Here is a 22,858-nt window from a genome sequence, read left to right on the forward strand (position 1 = left end):
CAGTGACCGTATAGTCCACCGTTATAACACCACCGCTGCTGTTCGCAACATCAAGGCTGACCGTATATTCCCCCGTGGTCGTGCCAAGCTCCGTGGCCGTCGCATCCGTGGCCGATATCGTGGCAACGGGGTCCGCAGGGGCAACATCATCGCTCGTTATCGTGACATCGGCACTGTTCGGGGCACCAACCGTATAGCCCGTGCCCGCATCCAAGGTCACGGTGACCGTCTCGTCCGGCTCCACATCGGTATCGTCTATGGGGGTCAAAAGTATCGTCGCGGTCTGTTGCGTGTCAGGGATGTCAACACTGCCCGTAAGGGCAACAAAGTCGCTCCCCGAGGTCGCCGTGCCAGTGACCGTATAGTCCACCGTTATAACACCACCGCTGCTGTTCGCAACATCAAGGCTGACCGTATATTCCCCCGTGGTCGTGCCAAGCTCCGTGGCCGTCGCATCCGTGGCCGATATCGTGGCAGTATAAGTGTCATCATCAAGTATCGTGTTGGTCGCCGTTAGGTTTGCAGGCACTGGGTCTAAAGTTGCAGTCCCAGAGGTTACTCCTGTAAGTGTGATTATTACCGTTTCGTTATCTTCATCTATTGCATCTTCAAGTACTGGGATCGTAATCGTTGTACTTAGCTGATTCGCCGTAATGGTAGCAGTGCCGCTTAAAGCAGTATAGTCCGCACCTGAGGTGGCCGTACCAGCGATCGAGTAGCTTACATCTGTATTCGTTATCGTGGTCGAGGTCTGGGTAATTGTCAACACACCATTGGTCACAACACCAGCACCATTCTCAGAGCCATCGGTAGTATTCAAAATGCTTACGGTTTGCCCTAATCCTAAATTAAAACCGAAAAATAAAAGTGCAATAACAAGTATATTCCTTGTACAAGGAATAGAAAAAGACAAATCTGAAGCTTTTTTTAAGAAGGATAACATTACCTATTCAACGATTTTCAGTATAGTTCTTTAATACGGTTAGGTAGGTTATTTGGGAAGAACCAATATTACTAAAAAATGAAGGAACTCCACAACTTAACAGACTAAATCTATCTTTCTCGGATGAAATGCCTTGAAGGTCAGAAAAATCCTAATTTATAAGGCCGCAGAAGCAGTTTCTGCCTCAGAATTTATCTTTCTTACCAAGCCTTGTAACACTTTTCCAGGACCAACTTCAACAAACGATTTTCCTCCATCCTTTACCATTTGCTGCACACTCTGCGTCCATTTTACCGGTGCTGTCAATTGCGAAATCAGGTTAGCTTTAATTTCATCTGCATTAGTAATCGCGGTCGTGGGTACATTTTGATAAATTGGACAGGCTGGGGCATTAAAATTCGTTGCTTCGATTGCCGCTGCCAACTCTTCTCTGGCTGGCTCCATTAATGGGGAATGGAATGCTCCTCCAACTGGCAGTAATAAAGCTCTTCGCGCTCCGGCTTCTTTTAATTTTTCACAAGCAGCATTAACTGCATCAACTTCTCCAGAAATCACCAATTGACCCGGACAATTGTAATTGGCTGGAACGACAATGCCTTGGATTTCGCCACATATTTTCTCAACTACCTCATCTTCTAAACCTAAAACCGCAGCCATTGTACTCGGTTGAATTTCACAGGCCTTCTGCATAGCTAACGCCCTTTGTGATACAAGTTTCAATCCATCCTCAAAATTAAGGGTTCCATTTGCCACAAGTGCAGAAAACTCGCCTAAGGAGTGGCCAGCGACCATATCTGGTTTGAAGTTTTCTCCTAAAACCTTGCTTAAAATAACCGAATGCAAAAAGATTGCAGGTTGTGTTACTTTGGTTTGTTTTAAATCTTCTGGGGTTCCTTCAAACATAATGTCTGTTATGGAAAATCCTAAAATATCATTTGCTTGCTCAAATAAATCTTGAGCCAAAGGATGGTTTTCATACAGATCTAGTCCCATTCCAACGAATTGGGCGCCTTGTCCAGGAAAAATATATGCGTTCATTTAGTTTAGTTTTATAGCGCTGCTAAAATAGGTATAATTTACGCTTTTTGAGGGATAGAAATTTTGGGTATTAGAGGAATAGAATTTCCTTTATTTTTCCATTTCTTCTTTAAACCAACCTGAATAAGTTACATAAGCATCAGCGATACGATTTATTTCTCCAGAACTTAGTTCTGGGCTGACATCCTTAATTTTTTTTGCGGGTATTCCCGCATATATACTCCCTGCTTCCACATGCGTTCCTTGGGTCAAAACTGCTCCTGCTGCTATTATTGAATTACTTTCCACTACACAGTCATCCATAATGATACTTCCCATACCCACCAAAACATTGTCTTTTATGGTACATCCATGCACTAAGGCATTATGCCCAATAGAAACATTGTTTCCAATGGTAGTGGGAGATTTTTGATAGGTGCAATGGATCACGGCACCATCTTGCACATTTACCTTGTTGCCCATTTTAATGAAATGAACATCTCCGCGAATTACTGTACTGTACCATATACTACATTGGTCTCCCATACTTACTTCTCCAACAATTACAGCATTCTCGGCAATAAAACAGTCATTCCCGATCTCCGGTGTTTTTCCTCTAACGGATTTGATGATCATTATAAAAGTTTGAATTTATTGAAAATATGATAATAGCGTTGCCTTTTTAGATGCGGATACGGACAGTTCTTTGCCATTGGAGAGCACTACGCTCCCTCCTTTTCCTTTTTTATATTTTACCACTTCGCCCACATTCACCAAATAAGATTTATGAATTCGTGCAAAAGCATATTCCGTAAGTGCATTTTCAAAGTATTTTAAGGTCTTGCTTACCACAATCCTCTTATGTTCTAAATAGATTTCCGTGTAATTGTCATCTGCCTTACAAAAGTAAATATCTTTAACATCCAAAACCTGAAATCCGTCTTGTTGCGGCAAGGTTATTTTCCCTTCGGTTTTACTTGGCTTTACCTCTAATACTTGTCCCTCCAGAGCATTTTCTTTCTCTTTTACTTCTTTAACATAGTCCACCGCTTTTATCAACTCATCTATATTTATCGGCTTCATTAAATAGTAAGCAGCATGATTGTTAAGGGCATCTATTGCATATTGGTTATAGGCCGTTACAAAAACGGTTTCAAAAGTACGATCAGGGACTTTATCCAACAAATCAAAGGCATTCCCAAATGGCATTTCAACATCTAAAAACACTAGGTTTGGGTTGTGTTTTTGAATCAGCTCCAAACCTTCTGAAATATTGGAAGCTTCGCCTAAAAGTTTTACTCCATCACAATATTTGGTAATATAATTTCGCAGTATCTCCCTGCTATTTGCCTCATCTTCTATTATGATTGCCTGTAAATCCATTAGTCTTTTTTAAGCTTGAGAGAAACTTTGGTTCCGGTTTGGTCATCATATAAATCTGAAATAGACACATCAACCTTATTCTTATACATATCATTAAGAATACGAATTCGTTTTTTGATATTGCCCATTCCTTTTGATTTTTGCTTCTTTTGGTTATCGGTCTTTAATTCTGCTGATTTTTTTCGACCTATTCCATTATCCGTAATTATGATTTCCAAAAGTCCATTCATTACTTCAGCAATTTCAATCTTCAAAAAGCCTTTTTCTTCTTTGTAACGAAGTCCATGCCAAATAGCATTTTCTATATAGGGCTGAAGCAACATCGGAGGGATTTCAAAAGCATCGATGTCTATTTTTTCATCTATTTCGATATTGAAATCAAACTTATCTGAAAAACGCGAATGTTCCAATTTCACATATAGCTCCAACAATTCCAATTCCTTGGAAAGCGGAATAAAATCTTCTTCAGAATTTTCCAGAACACTGCGCATCAAAACCGAAAAATCACTCAAAAAACGATTTGCGCTACGCTCATCACTTTTTGCAATATAATTGTTGACCGAGTTAAGGGCATTAAAAATAAAATGTGGATTCATTTGTGTGCGCAACGATTTTAGCGCCAATAGGTTATTGGCCAATTTCTGCTGTTTATTGCTCCTATAAAACAAGAATGTGGTCAGTGCCATTAGTGCAAGTCCAAAAACCAACGAATAAATAATCCACTTTTGTCTTTTGCTGGTTTCCTCATACAACTCTTGTTCGGTAACCGCCAAACTGTATTTACTCTGAGATAATTCACGTTCTTGTTCTAAACTGGAAATCCGATTCTGTTTGGTAGCAATTTCACGATTGAATCTGGCAGCCCTTGAAATTTCCTGCTCTTTTCGCACATATAAGCTATCTACAACGGCTACATAATCTTGATATGACTCCAAAGCTTTAGTGAAATCACCTTTGTATTTATATACTTCAGAAAGTTTTCTTGTTGCATCTTTTTGCACCACTAAATCATCTTCTGTATCAGCTTCCACAATACTACGCTCCAAATACGGAATGGCTTCATCCAACTTATCCTGAGCTATATAGGCATTTGCAATTTTGTAATTTATACGTTGCGAAGAAATGGAATCAGGTATGGCAATGCCTTTGTTTTCCTTTGCCACCGTTTGTCTGGGAAGTTGTTTTAATTCGTTTAAACTTTTTTTACGAAGTTGAATCTCATCATCATACCTATTTTCATCATTATAAAAATCTGCCACCTTTTCATTCTCTTCAATGAGCCTTTCAGGGGCAACTTTTTTAGACAAATCCAACGAGTTGTTATAAAAGCCCTCGGCTTCTATAAATCGGTTTTCACCGGCATACGCAGCAGCAATTTTGGAATTAAGGTCTATGACCTTGGGTGAAATTTGATTTTTCTGTGCAATCCGAAGCCCTTCTTGATAAAAGTCCAAAGCCTTTTTGAATTCTGACAAAGCTTTATTGGCATCTCCCAATCCTTCATACAATTCAATTCGTTGATACGGAATCATGTTCTTAACCTTTAATAAAGGAGTAAGTGTGGTCTCCGCATTCTGAAATTCGCCATTTAGAATGTATGCCTTACCTAATAGTAAACTGGTTTTGGAAGATTCCCTTGCCGCCAAGGCATCTTTGAAATTTGAAATAGCAAGATCATATTGATTGTGATAGAGGTAAATTTCCCCCAAGGTTGTATAGGAAGACGAAAGCCCATCTTTATTAGCACGCTTGCCTAATTGTGCTATAGATTGAGCAATAAAGTCGATACTCTTTTCTAAATCGGTTCTTTTATAAACATTTGCTGAATCAATAAATCGTTGGTGATTTGAGGCACTTCTTGAACCAAAAATTTCTCTTTTTTTTGACTTCGTTGGAGCACTATACCCTTCTACCAAAACATCGATATCTTCATCCGATTTAATCCTGTGCCGAACGGTTTCGAATTCTGGGCTTTCAAAAATGAGCATGTTTCCAATAGCAGCCTTAATCTTAAATTCCCCTAATCCATTTGTGGTAGTGTAACTTCCAGTATCCGTAGACACTTCCACCCCAGAAATGGGGGCAAAATTCTCTTTTCCCTTCACGGACCCTTCAATTTCAATCTGTAAACGTTCATTGCTTACCTGAGAAAAACCAGAGTACATCGCAATAAAAAAGAAAAATAATATATGTTTTGTTTTAATCATTAAACCTCTAATACTTAGGTAAACTTAGTGCTTCTAGTGCATACTAAAAAATGCCTTCCTCTCCCAAAATGAACAAAAATCCCATCATTTTACCACTTTACAAAACCATTTATACCAGTCACTCATTCCAAGCTGCTGTTCCCTCATTCATAGTTTTTATTCAAAAAAGTTGGAAATACTTTTAACCCATACTTTAAAAACATTGAATTATGAAACATTTTAAACATCTATTAGGAATAACTCTTTTTACTATAGCGATTGGGTCTGCATATGCATGTAACCTTAAAACTCCCGAATATAAAAACACGGCTTTGGTAACTAAATCTATTGGGGACAAACCTGCCAAGCAATTTGTAAAAATTGCATTGTTATTGGATACTAGTAATAGTATGGATGGACTCATCAATCAGGCAAAAGCACAACTTTGGGATATTGTAAATGAATTTACGTATGCTAAGTGCGGAAATGAATCAAGGCCTTCATTACAAATAGCACTTTATGAATATGGTAATGATAACTTGGCTTCTAATGAAGGATATATCAGACAAGTAATAGGGTTTAGTAGTGATTTGGATGAAATTTCTGAAAAGCTTTTTTCACTGACTACCAATGGTGGGGAAGAATATTGTGGACAAGTCATTCAAACTTCCTTAAAGCAATTGGATTGGGGCAAAAACGCTGATGATTTAAAAATGATTTTTATTGCAGGTAATGAACCTTTTACCCAAGGCAGGCTAAACTATAGAGATGCGGCATCTAACGCTACTGAAAAAGACATCATTGTCAATACCATTTTCTGCGGAAATTATGAGCAAGGTATTTCTACTAAATGGAAAAGTGGCGCTACATTAACCGGTGGAGAGTACATGGCTATAGATCATAATAAGCAAGTGGTGCACATTGATACTCCTTATGACGATATCATCATTAAATTGAATGGTCAGTTGAATGGCACTTACATCTCTTATGGAGCTTTAGGTAGAGAAAAGAAAGCAATGCAAGAAGTGCAGGACAGCAATGCTGCTCAAATGAAGCCAGCAGTTGCGGTTAAAAGATCCGTGAGTAAAAGTTCAAGGCTTTATAAAAATTCTAAATGGGATTTGGTAGATGCCATTGAAGATGAAGAACTTGAGGTTGCTGAGCTCAAAGACAAAGATTTACCTTCTGAATTAAAAGGAAAATCTGAAAAAGAGATAAAAGCATACGTTGCCGCGAAAAAAACCGAGCGTGAGGACATACAAAACAAAATTCAAGAATTAAATAAAAAGCGTGAAGCTTATATTGCAAAAAACCAAAAAGAAGAAACAGGTGAATTGGAGAATGCCCTTTTATCAGCTATAAAAAATCAAGCTGCGAGAAAGAATTACAAGTGGGATTAATAATCCAATATTCAAAAGGGAAAGTGGTCCATCATAACAGATGGGCCATTTTTAGTTATTGGCCGCTGGACAATAACAATCATAGCGTTTACCTTGATCACTCTGACCAAAGTCATAACCTAAAGTAATCTGATGAAAGCCTCCATTGTCAAAACGGATATCGCCAGATTGATATGAATAATTATATGAAAACAAAAATTGATTCACATTAACTCCAATAATTGGCGTAAAAAGTTGTAATCGCTGCTCTCCAAAACCGCCATTGGTCTGGAATTGTGCTCCATCAAAACTTCTACGATACGATAGTCCGGCCCATACGGTGCCAAATGCAACATCTTTATACACCTTCGCATTAATATCGACAGTTTTCTCTTTGGTGAAATCAGTCAACTGGAAAAGTACGGAAGGCTCTATTCTAGTTTTTTTACCAAATACATAACCTGCAGAGAGCAAATACCTCCTAAGGTTATCAAACTCGGCAGCTGTATATAAATCACGACCACTCCCAAGAATATTTAAAACAGCAGCATGGGCATAAAATTCAAAAATATTATAGGAAACCCCTAAATCTACATTGAAATAACTGGTGGTGTTTTTAGTTCCAGTCACTACGGGATCAGGAATAACGGACCTAAATTCTGTTTCATCTAAACTACTCAGTATTACTCCGGCACTAAGACCAAACGATATCTGATTTAGCGTCCTAAAATCTCCTGCCAACTGCAAATGATGGGCGTATGTTGCCTTAAAACCTGTTTGTGAGTGATATCCGTTAGAATCATTAAACAAAATACCGCCAACGCCACTTCGTTCACCAACTCTAAAATTTGCATTTAAGGTCTGCAAACTTGGTGCTTCATCTACATTAAACCATTGTTTCCTAGCTGTTAAGCGAATTTTTGCCCCTTCGCTTATTCCAGCCATTGAAGGATAGACTAAGTAATAGTTATCTGCCAAATAATCAAAATATACTGGTATTCCCTCTTGGGCCTTAGCTGACAGCCCAAAAACTAGGGCTATTATTAATGAGGTAAGATAGCGTCTCATGAAACGGTTTTGGGGCTATAGTTGATATTTAAAGGTAATCAAACATTTAGATAACGGTTGAAGCGATACATTATTATATATTTTGCCCCTCATATTTACTTTGGTATTTTTGTACTAAATATGTGCTATGAAAGAATATAACATCACTATAGTTGATACCAACAACCCCAAAATACTAAAATTTGAGGCCAATCACTTCTTGGCGAAAGGCAATTATGAGTTAAAAAACATTGATGAAGCTAAGGATTCACCCCTAGCACAACAGCTATTTTACCTGCCTTTTATAAAAACCGTATATATCTCCGGAAACTTTATCGCCCTTGAACGATTTGATATTGTAGAATGGGAAGATGTAAAAGACGAAGTGGCACAGCAACTTGTAGAATATTTGAACGCTGGAGAGCCCATTGTAAACGAAATCGAAACTACCAAAAAAGAGCCCATTACCGTATATGCTGAAGTTACTCCCAATCCCGCTGTGATGAAGTATGTATCCAACAAACGGATTGTGCCTACTACTTACGAATTTAAAAATATTGATGAAGCATCAGATTCGCAGTTGGCAAGAGAGCTCTTTCATTTTCCTTTTGTAAAAGAGGTGTTTTTTGATGAAAATTATGTCTCTGTTTCTAAATATGAAGTGGCCAATTGGGAGGAAATTACCATGCAGCTTAGAGAATTTATAAGGGATTTCTTGGCAGATGGAAAAGAAGTGGTCTCACAAGCCGCTATAGAAAAATCGAAAGAAACAGCTGAGCAAAGCGTAGCTGACACCCATTATGATGATACATCCAAGCAAATCATTGACATTTTAGAGGAATATGTTAAACCTGCTGTGGCAAGTGATGGTGGCAATATTCTTTTTCAATCTTATGAGGAAGATAGCAAAACGGTAAATGTAATTCTGCAAGGGGCTTGTAGTGGTTGCCCGTCGTCCACATTTACATTAAAAAATGGTATTGAGACCATGCTAAAAAATATGATGGGAGATAAGGTAAATGAAGTCGTTGCACTCAACGGTTAATTTTCAATCTTACCTGCCTCTAATTGTAGTCAATTTTTGCTAACTTGAATAAATTTAAAAATCATTAACTATGTCAGTTTTAAAAGTTATCGAAGTATTGGCAAACTCGGATGAAAGTTGGGAACAAGCCGCAAAAAATGCGTTGGACCATGCTTCCAAGTCTGTTAAAAACATCCGTTCGGTTTATATTAACGAACAAAGTGCCTCTGTAAAAGATGGCAAAATAGACGATTATAGAGTCAATGTAAAAATTACCTTTGAAGTAAAATAATCAAGGGGGTTAGACAAAAAATGCGCCCAAAACGGGCGTTTTTTTTATGTTCAAAACAATCAATATGCTCAACAGAATCACCATTTTAATGGTTTTATTGTCCTTAACCAATGGTTGCACGCAAAAATCAAATAAAGTGACGCACAAACACACCAACGCTTTGGTAAATGAAACCAGCCCATACCTTTTACAACACGCCCATAATCCGGTAAACTGGGAAGCGTGGAAGCCAGAAGTTCTGGAAAGGGCAAAAAAAGAAGACAAACCATTGCTCATAAGCATTGGATATGCGGCTTGCCATTGGTGCCATGTTATGGAAAAAGAATGTTTTGAAGATGAGGAAGTAGCACAAATGATGAATGAAAATTTCATCAACATTAAAATTGATAGAGAGGAAAGGCCAGATGTAGACCAAATTTATATGGATGCCATACAAATGATGTCTGGAAATGGTGGGTGGCCACTTAATATAGTTGCTCTACCCGATGGAAGACCATTTTGGGGAGCTACTTATGTTCCAAAAGATAATTGGGTCAAGTCTTTAAATCAACTCACAGACCTGTATAAAAATGACAAATCTAGAATTGTACAATATGCAACCGATTTATCCAACGGTATAAATGCCATTAACCTAGTAGAGAACAAAGGAGATTCAGATGCATATTCAATGGCCCAGCTTGATACATCAGTGGAAAATTGGTCGAAATATTTTGATAGCTTTTTAGGTGGATATAAGCGAGCACCTAAATTTATGATGCCCAATAATTGGGACTTTCTTTTGCATTATGCAACCGCTAATTCCAAACCTGAAATCATGGAGCACGTTAACGCCACATTGACCCGTATGGCGTATGGCGGTGTTTATGATCATGTAGGTGGGGGATTTTCAAGGTATGCGGTGGACACTAAATGGCACGTACCACATTTCGAGAAAATGTTATATGACAATGGGCAGTTGGCAAGTTTATACGCCAAAGCGTACGCTGTAACCAAAAATGAACTTTATAAAGAAACCGTTGAGCAGACCATTGCTTTTGTGGTAGAAGAACTTTTAGATGAAAATGGAGGCTTTTATTCTTCCCTTGATGCAGATAGTTTGGATGAACATGGCGAGCTTGAAGAGGGTGCCTACTACGTTTGGACCAAAGACGAACTTTCTCAACTTTTAGGAGCCGATTTTGATAGCTTCAAAGATTATTACAACATAAATTCCTATGGGCTTTGGGAAAAAGGAAACTACGTTTTAATTCGAGATAAAACAGATGAGGAAATTGCAAAAAAGCACGACATTTCAGTAGCAGAGTTGAAAAATAAGATGCGTAATTCCCTTACCAAGCTGAAAGAAGTACGTTCCGAACGTCCCAAACCTAGATTGGATGACAAAATATTGACCTCATGGAATGGTCTTATGCTTAAGGGATTGGTTGATGCTTACCGTTACCTTGGCAATGAAGATTATTTGACCCTAGCCCTAAAAAATGCCAAATTCTTAGAAAAAGAGATGATCAAGAATGATGATTCTCTTTTTCGCAATCATAAAGAGGGCACTAGCAGCATAAATGGTTTTTTGGAAGATTATGCATCCGTTATCGAAGCATATCTCGCATTATATGAAGTTACTTTTGATGAAAAATGGTTAAATCATGCAAAAAAACTACTGGATTATACCAGACTGCACTTTTTTGATAAAGCTTCAGGAATGTTCTTTTTCACGTCTGATCAAGATGATTCTCTCATACGAAGAAGCATTGAAACCAATGACAATGTAATTTCAGCATCTAACTCCATTATGGCTAAAAACCTCTTGAAATTCCATAAACTATATCCCGAAGATGGTTATGAGGATATAGCAAAACAAATGGTTAAAAATGTACAAGGTGACTTTGAGGAAAGTGCACAGGGCTTTGCCAACTGGATGCATTTGGTGATTTATGAAAATCAAAACTTCCATGAAATTGCTGTGGTAGGTAAAAACTACAAAGCAATAGGAAAAGAAATTAGCAGTAACTACCTCCCTAACAGCATTTTGGTGGGTGCCGCAGAGGAAGGAGGTATCGACTTGCTTAAAAACCGATATAATGAAGGAGAAACATTGGTTTATGTTTGCATAGAAGGTGCTTGTAAATTACCTGTTACCTCAGCAAACAAAGCGTTAGAACAACTCAAAAATTAATCAAATTTAAAATCAAAACCTTGCACTTCACAAGAGTAAGAATTTGATTTGCAATATAAAAAAGCATGGACGAGCTTCGAAATTTTGAACAACACTTAGAGAAGGCAATTGAATTGTTCTGGGATTTTATACCCAATCTTATCTTGGCAATTGTAATTCTTTTAGTAGGATTATGGATAATTAGACTTATTAACCGTTTGGTATATAAATTCTTTGACCGTAAAGACTATGACCCAACCTTAGAAAGCTTTCTACAAAGCTTTATAAGTATTGCTCTTAAAGTTCTTCTTTTTACAGTAGTTGTAACCCAGCTAGGGGTAAAATCATCATCCTTAGTTGCTATGGTTGGGGCAGCAGGTTTGGCCATTGGTTTGGCATTACAGGGTTCTTTGGCCAATTTTGCAGGAGGTGTGTTGATTCTCCTGTTTAAACCGTTTAAAGTGGGAGATTTTATTTCTGCGCAAGGAATAGACGGCAGTGTAAAACAAATTACCATCTTTAGTACCAAATTGAACACCTTTGGTAATCAGGTTGCCATTATACCTAATGGTCAACTTTCCAATGGAAATATTGTAAATTATAATATGGAAGATACCCGTAGGGGTAAGTTTGATGTAGGAATAGGTTATGGTTCTAACATAAAACAAGCCAAAGAAATATTATTACAAATTTGTGCTGACCATTCAGATATACTAAAAGACCCGGCACCGGAGGTATATGTGGGAGAATTAGGTGATAGTTCCGTCAACCTAACATTACGATTTTGGGCAAAAAATGAGGTTTTCTGGCCAGCACACTTTCATGTAATTGAAGAAACCAAACTTCGTTTTGATGAGGCTGGAATTGAGATTCCGTTCCCACAAAGGGTAGTTCACGATGCAGATTAAGCTTTCTTTTTGGTTTGAAGCACAAAATCTTTAAGATAATAAGGTTCAAAATACGCTACATCTTCAAAAGAACCTTCTTCAAATTTCCGAAAAGCAATTTTTGCCATCTCTCTAGCTGATGGAACTACAGTTGTATCAAAGACAACATTAGAATATCGTATGGGTTCTTTGCACTTTTCTGCACCGCTTCCAATAATATGAATCTTAGTATGGGAGCTGAACTCGCCAAACGAATTCTCATCGATAATTTCCGCCTTTGTAACTCTAATTTCTTTATGATCTGAATTATAAACAGACGAATATACTTCCATTCGTCTTGCATCCAAAACTGGAATGATCACTTCCCCATCCAACACCATCATTTGATTGGCCATACTTTCCAAAGTAGGAACAGAAATCAAAGGTAAATCCAAAGAAAAGCACAGTCCTTTGGCCGCAGACACCCCAATACGAAGTCCAGTATAAGACCCTGGCCCCTTACTCACCGCCACGGCATCTAAATCTGTAAAAGACAAAGAAGCCTCTTGCAAGGCCTCTTTTATAAAAATGTGCAATTGTTCTGAGTGTGAGTAGCTGATTGCATTATTCTCTTTGAGACAAATAATGTCATTTCCCTCTGAAATACTGACCGAACAATTGGTCGTTGCAGTTTCTAAATTTAGTATTCTGGCCATAGCGGCCACAAAGATACTAGTTTAAGGAAATTGGAATACCAAAGTAGAACTCCAATATCTTTAATCGGAAAATATAATCGTATTTGGTACGGATTGCATCTGCTTCTGCATTGTCTACTCGCGATTGTGCTTGACTAAAGTCAAAAGCGTTCATCAGCCCAACATCAAAGCGTTCTTTAGCATATTGGTAGGCCAATCTTCTGGCTTCCAATGTCTTTTCCGCCGCCTCATATGCTTTAAAAAAGGTTGTGACATCCACGTAGGCTTGTTGAATATTGGTCTCTAAATCCAATTTATCCTGTTCAAATTGCAATCTTGCCCTATCCAAATTTATTTTTGAACGTTTTACGTTATTGCGTGTACTCCATCCATTAAAAATGGGAACATTTAACTGGGCTCCGTATGAAATACCATCGAATATCCAAAGTTGATCCGTGAAATTTGGTGTGAACGGGTCGCCATTCCCATCAGGGATTACAGTAACATCTGAATATCTAGTTCCATAATTGAAAAAACCGGTAAGTGTAGGGTAATTTGCCCCTTTTGCAATCACTAAATCTTTTTCGGCCAGTTCTACATTGGATTTTGAAAATTTAATATCATTTCTAAACCCTAGAGCCTTATCAAAAATCACTTTTGCAGAATTATCTAAAATATCTGAAGGCGGAATATCAAAAGATTCATCGGCAACATCAAAATTTTCATAATCGGTTATCTGCAACAACTGAGCCAGATTGATTCTGGAAATCAACACCAAACTTTCTCCATTTACAATTTGCTGTTCTTGGTTGGCAGCAGTGGCCTCGATTTCCAACAAATCCCCTCTAGGGGAAACCCCTGATTCCACCAACTCTTTGGTACGTTTTAAATCTTGTTCCGTAACGGCATATTGAGCGCGAAAGGTTTTAAGGGTTTCTTTGTTTGATATCACCTGCAAATAGGCATTGGCAACGTTCAAACGAATATCATCCTTTAGATCATCCAATCGGTATTGATTTGAAATCGCTGAAAGCCTTGCTCTGTGTAACCTACGGATGTTTCTAAGTCCATTGAACAAGGTAACATTAGAGCTAAAGCCCATATTAACATTGAATGCCGTACTATTTGTAGGCAGGTTATTGGTTGGGTTAATGGAGAATCCTGTATTACTTGAAACCGACGAAGATGCATTTAAGTTGGGAAGCATATTGCCCAAAGCGTCAGATTCATCAATTTGCGAATCTTCTAAATCCAATTGAAACTGCTCTATGGTCAGGTTATTTTCTACAGCAAAGGTTACGCATTCTTGAAGCGTCCATTTTTTCATTTGCGCATTTGTGATGAACATTGCACAAACTATCATGAGTAATGTGATCTTAAATTTCATTCGTTTTTTGATTTTTTTTTGGTTGATTTTGATTGGTTTGCTACTCTAGGAATCGTCATCTTCCTTTTTTTCCAGCTTATTCCAAACTTTGATTTTGGCCTCTTCCTCCAGTCCGGAAACTATCTCAACATCAATTCCATCGCTCACACCCAATTCCAAATCTTTACGCTCAAACTCATTTTCCCCTATTTCAATTTCAACGTATGGCTTTTCTGTTTCTTTATCAAATTGCAACAAAGCTTCTTTTATGGCGAGTACGTCTTTCTTTTCTTCTAATACAATAGAAGCGTTAGCACTATATCCTGCTCTAACGTAGGCACTATCATGAACGACTAAATCTCCTTCTATTCTAAACTGCACCGCTCCCTCTTCCTCAATTCCCTTTGGGGCAATGAATTTTAATTCCGCATTGAACTTGTTTTTTTCAAGGGCACCAAGGCTTATTTCCAAGGGCATTCCCACATGAAGTTTGCCTACTTCCGCTTCATCAACTTCTCCTTCAAAAATCATCTTGGTCATATCTGCAATCGTGGCTATTGTAGTACCATCATTGAAGTTGTTACTTTGAATAACCTGATCGCCTTCTTCTACAGGAATTTCTAAAATGGTACCAGAAACCGTGGCGCGGATGTTAGTGTTGGCACTTGAAGAACCTCCAACAGAACCTTTTCTTATAATCTGATAATCTGCGCGTGAATTCTTTAATTCTTGCTGCGCTTGATCATAGGAAAGCTGTTGGTTGTTAAAATCTTGGCTTGAAATAACACCTTTATCAAATAACGCCTTGTTTCTATCGAACTCAATTTTAGCATTATTCAAGGCCAGCTCCGCATTTCTAACTCGACCTGCAGCCTGATTCAAGGATTGCTCATTGGGTACAACTTTTATTACCGCAATCAAATCTCCAGCCTTAACATTAACTCCTTCTTCCAAATATATTTTATCAATAATTCCAGAAATTTGTGGTTTAATGTTGATTTCATCTTCTGGAATAACTTTTCCCGTCACAATAACTTTATTGACAATGTCCTTTCTTTCCAAAGACTCTGTTTTATATAATTCTGCGGGAGTACTGTTTTGTTTGAGAAAATAAACCATAGCTGCTAAAATGCCTACAACAGCTATACCTATTAACCCGTACTTTACATATTTGTTCATTACTTCTTATTTGATTGTTATCTAATATTTGGCCTATTCTTCTCTTAATGCTTCTATTGGTCTCACTTTTATGGCTTTGTTTGCCGGAATTAATCCAATTAATACGCTCAAACTTACCATAAGCAGAAATGAGATGCTAAATTGTGGAATGCTCACCATAGGGTTTACAAAAGGAAAATCCTTTCCACTTCCCCAAAGGGAATTTAAAATTGATAAAATTCCAACAGAAATGGCAAACCCGATAAGGCCTGCAAAAGCCGTTAGTACGATTGCCTCAACCACAATTTGACGTTTCACCACAATTGGTGTTGCGCCTAGTGCCCTGCGCACTCCTATTTCCTTGGTACGCTCCTTAACCGTAATTAAAAGAATATTACTAATGGCAATAACCCCTGCTAACAGTGTGAAAATTCCAACAAAAAATGAGAACCCTTTTAGCACATTGGTAAAAGATGATATGTTGTTGAAAATCTCTGACATATCAAAACTTCCAATAGCTCTTTCATCATCTGGGTGAATATCATACTTCGCCTTAAGGATATCCTTAATTTGGTTTTCCACTACGGGCACTTTTGTGTTTGGCTCTACCGCAATGGCCATCCATCCCATGCGATCTCCCGAATTGAATGCTTTTTGAAATGTGGTAAAAGGAATAAAAACTGCATTTTCACCATCAATATTGATGTTATTATTTGGTTTGTAGACTCCTACAACAGAAAAGAACACCCCATTGATTCGTATATCTTCCCCGATTGCATTTTCTCCTTTATCAAACAAAAGTTTATAGGTTTCTTCTCCAATAACACAAACTTTTTTAGAGTCTTCAATATCCGTTTTATTCAAAAACCTTCCCTCTACCAATCGCTTTTTGGTAATGTTGTCAATCTCGGGATAATCCCCATAAACCGAGGACCCGCTTGTTTGTCCTTTTCTATAGACCGTCACCACTCCTCTATGATTCCCGAGTTCTATTCTTGGCGCTAAAACCTCAATCTCTGGGATTTGCTTTTTAAGTATTTCTGCATCTTCAATCTTATAGCGTATTCTTCTTCCTCTTTCAAAACCTTTATAAGGTTCAGCAGTGGATTGTCCCCAAACAAAAAGACTATTAGAAGCTGTTCCCGCAAAAACTTTATCAAAACCGTTGCTCATTCCGTTAGCAGAACCAAGTAGCAATATCAAAATAATCATAGCGAATATCACTCCGAGCATAGTTAAAAATGTACGGAACATGTTCTTACCAAGGGTATGAAAAATCTCTATCCATAAATCTCTATCGAACAACCACATTTTACTTATCGCTTAGTGCTACTATTGGTTTAACATTTGCTGCTTTTATCGCTGGAATCAATCCAGCCAATACTCCCGCCACAATTAAAATAATGGTTGCGGTGACTACTGTAGATAGACTTACTGAGGGATTACTGAACGCAGGTGTTTCTATGGTAGGGCCAATCAATGATAGAATAACCCATGCAAAAATCAATCCAATAAAACCTGATAACGCCGTGATAAAAGTAGATTCCAATAGCACCAAATTTATAATTTGTTGTGGCTTGGCTCCTAACGCTTTTCTTACCCCAATTTCTTTGGTACGTTCTTTTATAGTAAACACCATAATGTTCCCGATACCTACGATACCAGCAATTAGAATCAAAAATCCTACACCTATGCTGATAGTGCTCAAAACAGTTGAAAAGCTGCTGATATCACTAAATGCTTCAGCATAGTTCCAAACATTGATACCTGCTTGATCCTCTGGCGAAACCTTATGCCTTCTCTTCATAATATCCTCTAAACGTCCAGAAAACTCAAGCGCTTTTGTTAAATCATACGAAGTATTATACGTTAAGGCTATTGCACTGATATTATTGGTGTTTCCATAAACTCTTTGGAAGGTGCCTATTGGAGCATATATTCTACGCTCAGCATTATCATCACCTTCATCTATAAACACCCCTACAATCCTAAAAAGTGATTCATTAAATTGAACAAACTTTCCTACTGGGTCTTCTTTTTTGAACAGGTCTTCTGCAACTTTTCTGCCGATAACGGCTACTTTCGACTTATTGGTGTGATCCGCATCATTAAAATATCTTCCATTGATCACTATTGTTTTTTCAATCATCTGAAACTCTGGATGCACAGCTTGTATAGGATATGATCCTGTTTCACTTTTATACCTAGCAGATGTGCGACTATAATATCTGGCACTTAAATACTCCACATCTTCTGGAAAACTTTTTCTGATGTATTCCACATCGCCATTCTTAAATTGAATACGACGACCTGCTTCAAAACCAGCATAGGCCTTTGAAGTTGTTCCTGGTCTGATAAAAATGGAATTGGTAGCATCATCATTGAATTGGCCGGTAAATCCATTTTGCATTCCATTTACCGAAGCCAACAACATCACCAAAATAAATATGGCCCACCCAACCGAAAAACCGGTTAGAAACGTCCTCAATTTATTGTTTTTGAGGGTATGAAAGATTTCTTGCCAAATATCTCTATCAAACATACTGTTCGGCCCTTACTTGATCTATTTTTTTGTCTTCAACAATAACACCATCTTTAAGGTGTACAATTCTTTTGCACATATGGGCAATATCCTCTTCGTGGGTTACCACTAAAATGGTATTTCCTTCGTCATTTATCTTTTGAATCAAATCCATTACCTCATATGAAGTGGTACTATCCAAGGCACCGGTAGGTTCATCTGCCAACAAAACTTTCGGTTCTGCCGCCATAGCCCTCGCTATGGCCACCCTTTGCTTTTGTCCACCAGATAGCTCGCTAGGTAAATGTTCTGCCCATTCTTTTAGCCCTACGCGCTCTAAATAACTCATTGCCTTTACCTGACGTTCCTTTCTTCCTACCTTCTGATAATACAAAGGCAAAGCAACATTCTCCAAAGCGGATTTATAATTGATAAGGTTAAAGGATTGAAAGATAAAACCCAAAAACTTGTTTCTGTATTGGGCAGCTTTTGTTTCGGTAAGGTCTTTAATAGGAACACCATCCAAATTATATTCTCCACTATTGGCACCATCCAACATTCCTAAAATGTTAAGTAGTGTTGATTTACCTGATCCAGACGACCCCATTATGGCAACTAGCTCCCCTTCTTCTGCAGTAAAATTAATTCCTTTTAAAACATGGAGGGAATTGCTTCCCATTTTATAGGATTTATGAAGGTCTTTGATTTCTATCATGATTGGTGATGTTAGCTATCTGAGTTTTAACTCCTGTAATAAGACTTACAAGTTGTTAAAATGTTACAAGATTATTTGAAATTTTTTGTTAAATGATTAATTGGCGTCTTCGTCTTCCTCAACAGCATTCCAGACTTTGATTTTGTCTTCTGCATTGAGGCCAGATTTTACCTCAACAAAAATACCATCACTAATGCCCAATTCTATATCCTTACGCTCAAATTGTTGTTCCGAAGTTTCTATTTCTACGAAAGGTTCTTTGGTTTCATCATCAAACTGGACCAAAGCTTCTTTTAAGGCCAAAACACTATCGGCACGAGCCAAGATAATGGAAGCATTAGCACTTAGGCCTGCACGTATAAAGACGGTATCTTGCTTATTAAGTGTACCTTTTATTTCAAATTGAATGGCCCCATTTTCTTCTTTACCCTTTGGAGCAATATAGTCCAATACAGCATCAAAGACTTTGTCTTCAATGGCGCCTACGGTTATTTCTAGCGGTAAATCCTCTTTAATTTTTCCAACCTCTGACTCATCAACTTTGCCTTCAAAAATCATCTTCTCTACATCAGCTATCGCTGCAATGGTAGTTCCCTCATTAAAGTTATTACTCTCTATTACTTGATTTCCGACTTCTACAGGAACTTCCAGCACCATACCGCTCACTGTAGCGCGAATCATGGTATTGGCCGCATTTTTAAAACCGCTTGTGGTTCCTGTTTTTACAATATCGTATCGTTTGTTTGCCGCTCCGTAGGATTGTCTTGCCTGATCATAAGTTACTTGAGCGCGTTCTAAATCAGCTTTAGAAATTACCCCCTTATCAAAAAGTGATACTTGGCGTTCGTAGTTTCTTTTTTGATCATCCAAATTAATTTTGGCCTCGTCTATGGAATTTCTGGCATCATTCAATGCATTTAGATTAGGCACCACCTTTATCCTAGCCAATAAATCACCAGATTTCACATAATCGCCTCCCTCTACATAAATTTCCTCTATCACTCCAGAAATATTAGGTTTTATCAATACTTCCTCTAAAGGAAGGATACTACCAGTGGCAACTGCCTTTTTTACAATGTTCTTCTTAGATAGCTGCTCTATTTCATACACCACGGGGTCTTCAGAATTTTTCTGATATAAATAATACATGGAGCCACCAAAGACGACTACTATAAGCAACAAAATAATAATGGTTACTGACTTTTTCATTTTACTATTAATGGTTTATTTTGATTGATTCTCTTTTTTTTTAATCTGTACGCAATGCTTCAATGGGTCTTACTCTAATAGCGCTCTGTGCTGGTATAAAACCAGCCAAAAGCCCTGAAATCATTAATATAAGTAAAGCCCCACTTACGACCCCTACGCTGACGCTTGGATTTATAAACATGTCCACAGGCCCTATACTATCCAACAAGGAGTTAATTCCATAAATGACCAAAGCGCCAAAAATGATGCCTATCATTCCTGAAATAATGGTCAAGAAAATAGACTCCATCAATATTTGTTTTTTTATGGATATTGGTTGCTCTCCCAAAGCTCTGCGAATCCCAATTTCCTTTGTACGTTCCTTAACTACGATCAGCATAATATTACTTACTCCAATAATACCGGAAAGAAGCACCATTATACCGACCAAATAAGCAATGGCCTTTAGACCAAAAAATAGGCTCTCCACACGATTAAACTGTTCATACAGGTCAAAATAGCCTATAGCTCTGGTATCTTCTGGGTGAACTTTGTGTCTTTCACGCATTACATTGACAATATTTTCCTTTAGTTGAGAAATGGAACTGCCATCGTGGGCCGTGATTGCCATCCAACCAACGTCCTCTCCCCTATTAAAAGCTTGCGAAAAAGAAGTAAAGGGTACAAAAATTTCTTTTTGGGCCTCTTCACCATCTCCATCATTACTGTTTTTCTTGTAAGTACCTATCACCATGAAGTTAACACCCTGAATCTTTATATATGTTCCAAGAACCTCTTCTCCTTTTTCATAGAGTTCTGATTTCACTCCTTGCCCAATAATGGCCACTTTTCGTTTTTGTTGAATGTCATTATGGTTTAAAAATCGTCCTGAAGTGACCGTCATGGGATCCTGATTAATAATTTCTGGATAATCGCCATAAACATTATAAGCGCCAACACGAATTCCTCTAATTACATTTCCGCCACCTCTGAAACCTCCCAGTTGATTTCTCGGGGAGATAAACTTAAGATTGGGTACATTATCTCTTATAGCTTGTACGTCGTCAACCTTGAACTCAAAGCTTCTTCCCTTGGGCAGCCCTTCATACGCTTTTGTTGTGCTTCGAGTCCACATGAACATAGTGTTAGTGGCGATATCCCCAAAATCTTTTCGTATTCCATTTTCAAAACCTTTACCAGCGGCTAAAAGTATAATCAGAATAAAGATTCCCCAGCAAACCCCAAAGGCTGTTAGGAGTGTGCGTCCAACATTACTGGTTAGCACCTCTAAAATTTCTCTCCATCTGTCTTTGTTGAACATGGTATCTTTTTCTATTCTAAACTTACTCTATTCATCCCTTAATGACTCCACCACCTGGACTTTGGCAGCTCTCCATGCCGGAACAAATCCCGCCAGGGTTCCCGCCAAAATAAGCACCATTACGGTTGAAAATGCCACATTAAAGTTTACCGAAGGGTTCACGATATAATCTATTTTAACATGTGGTCCTACAACTTCTAATAAGGTCATACTAAAAATAAGTCCTGTAAAACCTGAAATCGCCGTTACAAAAATGGATTCGTGTAAAATCATCCCAACTATGGACCAAGGTTTGGCACCAAGTGCTTTTCTAATGCCTATTTCCCTTGTGCGTTCCTTTACGACTATGAGCATAATATTGCTCACGCCCACAACTCCTGCAATAATGGTACAAACCCCTACAAACCAAAAGAAAATCTTCATATTACCGGTAATCCCATAATATCTTTTAGCCTCTTCCATGGCACTCCACACCTGTACACCCGAATCGTCTTCAGGTGCTACCACATGTTCTTCCTTAAGGTAGTTCCTTAAATTGTCCTTGAAACTTACAGCTTGAGCTACCGCTTGTTCAAAATTTTCAACCGGAGGTAGTGTATATGATAGTGTATTGAGTTTATCGTCTCCATTAAAAACCCGTTGTGCTGTTGTTAAGGGAATGTATATTCTTTCCTCTTCTCTTTCATTTTGTTCCTTGAACACTCCTATTATGGTAAATCTAATTCCTGAGATGTCAATGATCTCCCCAATAGGAGTATCAACCTTATTAAAAACATCTTGTTTGATTTTTTTACCAACGATGGCCACTTTTCCTAATGAAATCTCATCCTTGTAGTTAATGAAACGGCCTTCTACCGTACTAAAACCTTCTATAAATTGGAATTCTGAGGACACCCCCTGTATACTGTAAACCAAGGCTTCATTGCCGTAGTTAATATTTACATCCCGGACAAAAACTCTTGGGGATTCATATTCTATTTCTTCTTTGAACAGCCGACCTGCCATTTCAAAGTCATTATTCTTAAATCGAATCCGTCTTCCAGGATTTAGTCCCTTGTATGCTTTTGAAGTAGTTTCTGGCCACGCCCATATACTTGTAGTAGCATCTTGCTTGAACTCTTTTTCGATGCCATTTTGCATTCCTTGACCAAAGCCCAATAAAATTACAAGAATAAAAATACCGGAGGCTACGGATAGCCCGGTAAGAAAAGTGCGTAGTTTGTTCTTCCGGATGGTGTCAAATATTTCTTGCCACCTTTCAATGTCGAACATAGTGGTTGGTGTTTGATGATTGATGAAATACGCGTGCGTACTTCTATATGACATAAGCTACATCATATTGTTACACTTTAGCGTTAAAAAAAATGTTAAAATTTTGGAGAGCCCTTTAATTCCGCATCCTTCTGTAGATAAAATAAAACAGTCCGGCCACCAAAACATATGGGATTGCCATCAAATAAACAATACCATTGTTTATGCCTTCCGCTATCTTTCCATCAGCTTCACTTTCCACAACAGCTCTGCACATAGCACATTGTGCTTCTGAGGTTTGAGGTAAAATCAGTAGCAGAAGCAATAGTATGAAAAGTTCTTTTTTCATGAAGT

21 protein-coding genes are annotated in these 22,858 nt (G+C 38.0%); 5 read left to right on the forward strand and 16 right to left on the reverse strand.

Going from position 1 to position 22,858, the window contains the following annotated elements:
- The 5 genes from FVB32_RS17655 to FVB32_RS01770 all read right to left on the reverse strand — a co-directional run.
- Positions 1-820: Calx-beta domain-containing protein (locus tag FVB32_RS17655; protein ID WP_317132193.1), on the reverse strand; the 820-nt coding region annotated here is incomplete at its 3' end.
- A gap of 279 nt (positions 821-1,099) precedes the next feature.
- Positions 1,100-1,981, reverse strand: coding sequence for an ACP S-malonyltransferase (gene fabD / locus FVB32_RS01755; RefSeq protein ID WP_147740870.1), 882 nt, complete (start codon positions 1,979-1,981; stop codon positions 1,100-1,102).
- Between the two features lie 90 nt (positions 1,982-2,071).
- Positions 2,072-2,596, reverse strand: a complete 525-nt coding sequence (locus tag FVB32_RS01760; protein WP_147740871.1) for a gamma carbonic anhydrase family protein — start codon at positions 2,594-2,596, stop codon at positions 2,072-2,074.
- Positions 2,597-2,611: 15 nt separating this feature from the next.
- Entirely contained in the window at positions 2,612-3,343 is a 732-nt protein-coding gene (locus FVB32_RS01765; RefSeq protein ID WP_147740872.1) for a LytR/AlgR family response regulator transcription factor, read from the reverse strand.
- Positions 3,343-5,550: a histidine kinase gene (locus FVB32_RS01770; RefSeq protein ID WP_147740873.1), complete on the reverse strand. Its 2,208-nt coding sequence runs from the start codon at positions 5,548-5,550 to the stop codon at positions 3,343-3,345. The genes FVB32_RS01765 and FVB32_RS01770 overlap by 1 nt, the downstream gene beginning before the upstream one ends.
- A gap of 209 nt (positions 5,551-5,759) precedes the next feature.
- Here FVB32_RS01770 and FVB32_RS01775 point away from each other — a divergent pair, with 209 nt between their 5' ends.
- The gene (locus FVB32_RS01775; RefSeq protein ID WP_147740874.1) at positions 5,760-6,929 is read left to right on the forward strand and encodes a vWA domain-containing protein; all 1,170 of its coding nucleotides are present in this window, start codon (positions 5,760-5,762) and stop codon (positions 6,927-6,929) included.
- A 51-nt stretch (positions 6,930-6,980) separates the two neighbouring features.
- On the opposite strand, the gene FVB32_RS01780 is transcribed toward FVB32_RS01775, so the two are convergent.
- On the reverse strand, positions 6,981-7,976 hold the full coding sequence (locus FVB32_RS01780; protein WP_147740875.1) for a PorP/SprF family type IX secretion system membrane protein: 996 nt from the start codon (positions 7,974-7,976) through the stop codon (positions 6,981-6,983).
- A gap of 127 nt (positions 7,977-8,103) precedes the next feature.
- Between FVB32_RS01780 and FVB32_RS01785 the strand changes: the two genes are divergently transcribed.
- The 4 genes from FVB32_RS01785 (at position 8,104) to FVB32_RS01800 (ending at position 12,331) form a co-directional block, all read left to right on the forward strand.
- The gene (locus FVB32_RS01785; RefSeq protein ID WP_147740876.1) at positions 8,104-9,000 is read left to right on the forward strand and encodes a NifU family protein; all 897 of its coding nucleotides are present in this window, start codon (positions 8,104-8,106) and stop codon (positions 8,998-9,000) included.
- A gap of 70 nt (positions 9,001-9,070) precedes the next feature.
- Positions 9,071-9,271: a dodecin family protein gene (locus FVB32_RS01790; RefSeq protein WP_109658996.1), complete on the forward strand. Its 201-nt coding sequence runs from the start codon at positions 9,071-9,073 to the stop codon at positions 9,269-9,271.
- A gap of 64 nt (positions 9,272-9,335) precedes the next feature.
- Positions 9,336-11,444 (forward strand): thioredoxin domain-containing protein, encoded by a 2,109-nt coding sequence (locus tag FVB32_RS01795; RefSeq protein WP_147740877.1) that lies wholly within the window; start codon positions 9,336-9,338, stop codon positions 11,442-11,444.
- A gap of 65 nt (positions 11,445-11,509) precedes the next feature.
- Positions 11,510-12,331: a mechanosensitive ion channel family protein gene (locus tag FVB32_RS01800; protein WP_147740878.1), complete on the forward strand. Its 822-nt coding sequence runs from the start codon at positions 11,510-11,512 to the stop codon at positions 12,329-12,331.
- Here the strand turns inward: FVB32_RS01800 and tsaB are convergent.
- The 10 genes from tsaB to FVB32_RS01850 all read right to left on the reverse strand — a co-directional run bounded on the left by tsaB (position 12,328) and on the right by FVB32_RS01850 (position 22,853).
- Positions 12,328-13,005, reverse strand: coding sequence for a tRNA (adenosine(37)-N6)-threonylcarbamoyltransferase complex dimerization subunit type 1 TsaB (tsaB, locus tag FVB32_RS01805; RefSeq protein WP_147740879.1), 678 nt, complete (start codon positions 13,003-13,005; stop codon positions 12,328-12,330). The two genes, FVB32_RS01800 and tsaB, sit on opposite strands and share 4 nt — an antisense overlap.
- Positions 13,006-13,021: 16 nt before the next feature.
- A complete protein-coding gene (locus FVB32_RS01810) occupies positions 13,022-14,371 on the reverse strand; it encodes a TolC family protein (RefSeq protein ID WP_147740880.1) in 1,350 nt (449 codons plus the stop codon).
- A 45-nt stretch (positions 14,372-14,416) separates the two neighbouring features.
- Positions 14,417-15,529 carry an efflux RND transporter periplasmic adaptor subunit gene (locus FVB32_RS01815; protein WP_147740881.1) on the reverse strand — a complete coding sequence of 371 codons (1,113 nt, stop codon included), beginning with the start codon at positions 15,527-15,529 and terminating at the stop codon, positions 14,417-14,419.
- A gap of 33 nt (positions 15,530-15,562) precedes the next feature.
- Complete coding sequence (locus FVB32_RS01820) at positions 15,563-16,741, reverse strand: ABC transporter permease (protein WP_246139811.1); 1,179 nt, start codon at positions 16,739-16,741, stop codon at positions 15,563-15,565.
- A gap of 79 nt (positions 16,742-16,820) precedes the next feature.
- Entirely contained in the window at positions 16,821-17,996 is a 1,176-nt protein-coding gene (locus FVB32_RS01825) for an ABC transporter permease (protein ID WP_246139812.1), read from the reverse strand.
- 46 nt (positions 17,997-18,042) lie between these two features.
- The gene (locus FVB32_RS01830) at positions 18,043-18,744 is read right to left on the reverse strand and encodes an ABC transporter ATP-binding protein (RefSeq protein WP_147740884.1); all 702 of its coding nucleotides are present in this window, start codon (positions 18,742-18,744) and stop codon (positions 18,043-18,045) included.
- 96 nt (positions 18,745-18,840) lie between these two features.
- Positions 18,841-19,953 carry an efflux RND transporter periplasmic adaptor subunit gene (locus FVB32_RS01835; protein ID WP_147740885.1) on the reverse strand — a complete coding sequence of 371 codons (1,113 nt, stop codon included), beginning with the start codon at positions 19,951-19,953 and terminating at the stop codon, positions 18,841-18,843.
- Positions 19,954-19,993: 40 nt separating this feature from the next.
- Positions 19,994-21,253: an ABC transporter permease gene (locus FVB32_RS01840; protein WP_147740886.1), complete on the reverse strand. Its 1,260-nt coding sequence runs from the start codon at positions 21,251-21,253 to the stop codon at positions 19,994-19,996.
- A gap of 27 nt (positions 21,254-21,280) precedes the next feature.
- Positions 21,281-22,525 carry an ABC transporter permease gene (locus FVB32_RS01845; RefSeq protein ID WP_147740887.1) on the reverse strand — a complete coding sequence of 415 codons (1,245 nt, stop codon included), beginning with the start codon at positions 22,523-22,525 and terminating at the stop codon, positions 21,281-21,283.
- A 115-nt stretch (positions 22,526-22,640) separates the two neighbouring features.
- Entirely contained in the window at positions 22,641-22,853 is a 213-nt protein-coding gene (locus FVB32_RS01850) for a hypothetical protein (protein WP_147740888.1), read from the reverse strand.
- Positions 22,854-22,858: the final 5 nt, after the last annotated feature.

The organism is Flagellimonas hymeniacidonis (genome assembly GCF_008040165.1).
Taxonomy (GTDB): domain Bacteria; phylum Bacteroidota; class Bacteroidia; order Flavobacteriales; family Flavobacteriaceae; genus Flagellimonas; species Flagellimonas hymeniacidonis.

What these genes read in the sequence shown, in the direction of transcription:
- fabD (WP_147740870.1), bottom strand. Translation starts at nt 1,981, where the DNA reads ATGAACGCATATATTTTTCCTGGACAAGGCGCCCAATTCGTTGGAATG.
- FVB32_RS01760 (WP_147740871.1), bottom strand. Translation starts at nt 2,596, where the DNA reads ATGATCATCAAATCCGTTAGAGGAAAAACACCGGAGATCGGGAATGAC.
- FVB32_RS01765 (WP_147740872.1), bottom strand. Translation starts at nt 3,343, where the DNA reads ATGGATTTACAGGCAATCATAATAGAAGATGAGGCAAATAGCAGGGAG.
- FVB32_RS01770 (WP_147740873.1), bottom strand. Translation starts at nt 5,550, where the DNA reads ATGATTAAAACAAAACATATATTATTTTTCTTTTTTATTGCGATGTAC.
- FVB32_RS01775 (WP_147740874.1), top strand. Translation starts at nt 5,760, where the DNA reads ATGAAACATTTTAAACATCTATTAGGAATAACTCTTTTTACTATAGCG.
- FVB32_RS01780 (WP_147740875.1), bottom strand. Translation starts at nt 7,976, where the DNA reads ATGAGACGCTATCTTACCTCATTAATAATAGCCCTAGTTTTTGGGCTG.
- FVB32_RS01785 (WP_147740876.1), top strand. Translation starts at nt 8,104, where the DNA reads ATGAAAGAATATAACATCACTATAGTTGATACCAACAACCCCAAAATA.
- FVB32_RS01790 (WP_109658996.1), top strand. Translation starts at nt 9,071, where the DNA reads ATGTCAGTTTTAAAAGTTATCGAAGTATTGGCAAACTCGGATGAAAGT.
- FVB32_RS01795 (WP_147740877.1), top strand. Translation starts at nt 9,336, where the DNA reads ATGCTCAACAGAATCACCATTTTAATGGTTTTATTGTCCTTAACCAAT.
- FVB32_RS01800 (WP_147740878.1), top strand. Translation starts at nt 11,510, where the DNA reads ATGGACGAGCTTCGAAATTTTGAACAACACTTAGAGAAGGCAATTGAA.
- tsaB (WP_147740879.1), bottom strand. Translation starts at nt 13,005, where the DNA reads ATGGCCAGAATACTAAATTTAGAAACTGCAACGACCAATTGTTCGGTC.
- FVB32_RS01810 (WP_147740880.1), bottom strand. Translation starts at nt 14,371, where the DNA reads ATGAAATTTAAGATCACATTACTCATGATAGTTTGTGCAATGTTCATC.
- FVB32_RS01815 (WP_147740881.1), bottom strand. Translation starts at nt 15,529, where the DNA reads ATGAACAAATATGTAAAGTACGGGTTAATAGGTATAGCTGTTGTAGGC.
- FVB32_RS01820 (WP_246139811.1), bottom strand. Translation starts at nt 16,741, where the DNA reads ATGCTCGGAGTGATATTCGCTATGATTATTTTGATATTGCTACTTGGT.
- FVB32_RS01830 (WP_147740884.1), bottom strand. Translation starts at nt 18,744, where the DNA reads ATGATAGAAATCAAAGACCTTCATAAATCCTATAAAATGGGAAGCAAT.
- FVB32_RS01835 (WP_147740885.1), bottom strand. Translation starts at nt 19,953, where the DNA reads ATGAAAAAGTCAGTAACCATTATTATTTTGTTGCTTATAGTAGTCGTC.
- FVB32_RS01840 (WP_147740886.1), bottom strand. Translation starts at nt 21,253, where the DNA reads ATGTTCAACAAAGACAGATGGAGAGAAATTTTAGAGGTGCTAACCAGT.
- FVB32_RS01845 (WP_147740887.1), bottom strand. Translation starts at nt 22,525, where the DNA reads ATGTTCGACATTGAAAGGTGGCAAGAAATATTTGACACCATCCGGAAG.
- FVB32_RS01850 (WP_147740888.1), bottom strand. Translation starts at nt 22,853, where the DNA reads ATGAAAAAAGAACTTTTCATACTATTGCTTCTGCTACTGATTTTACCT.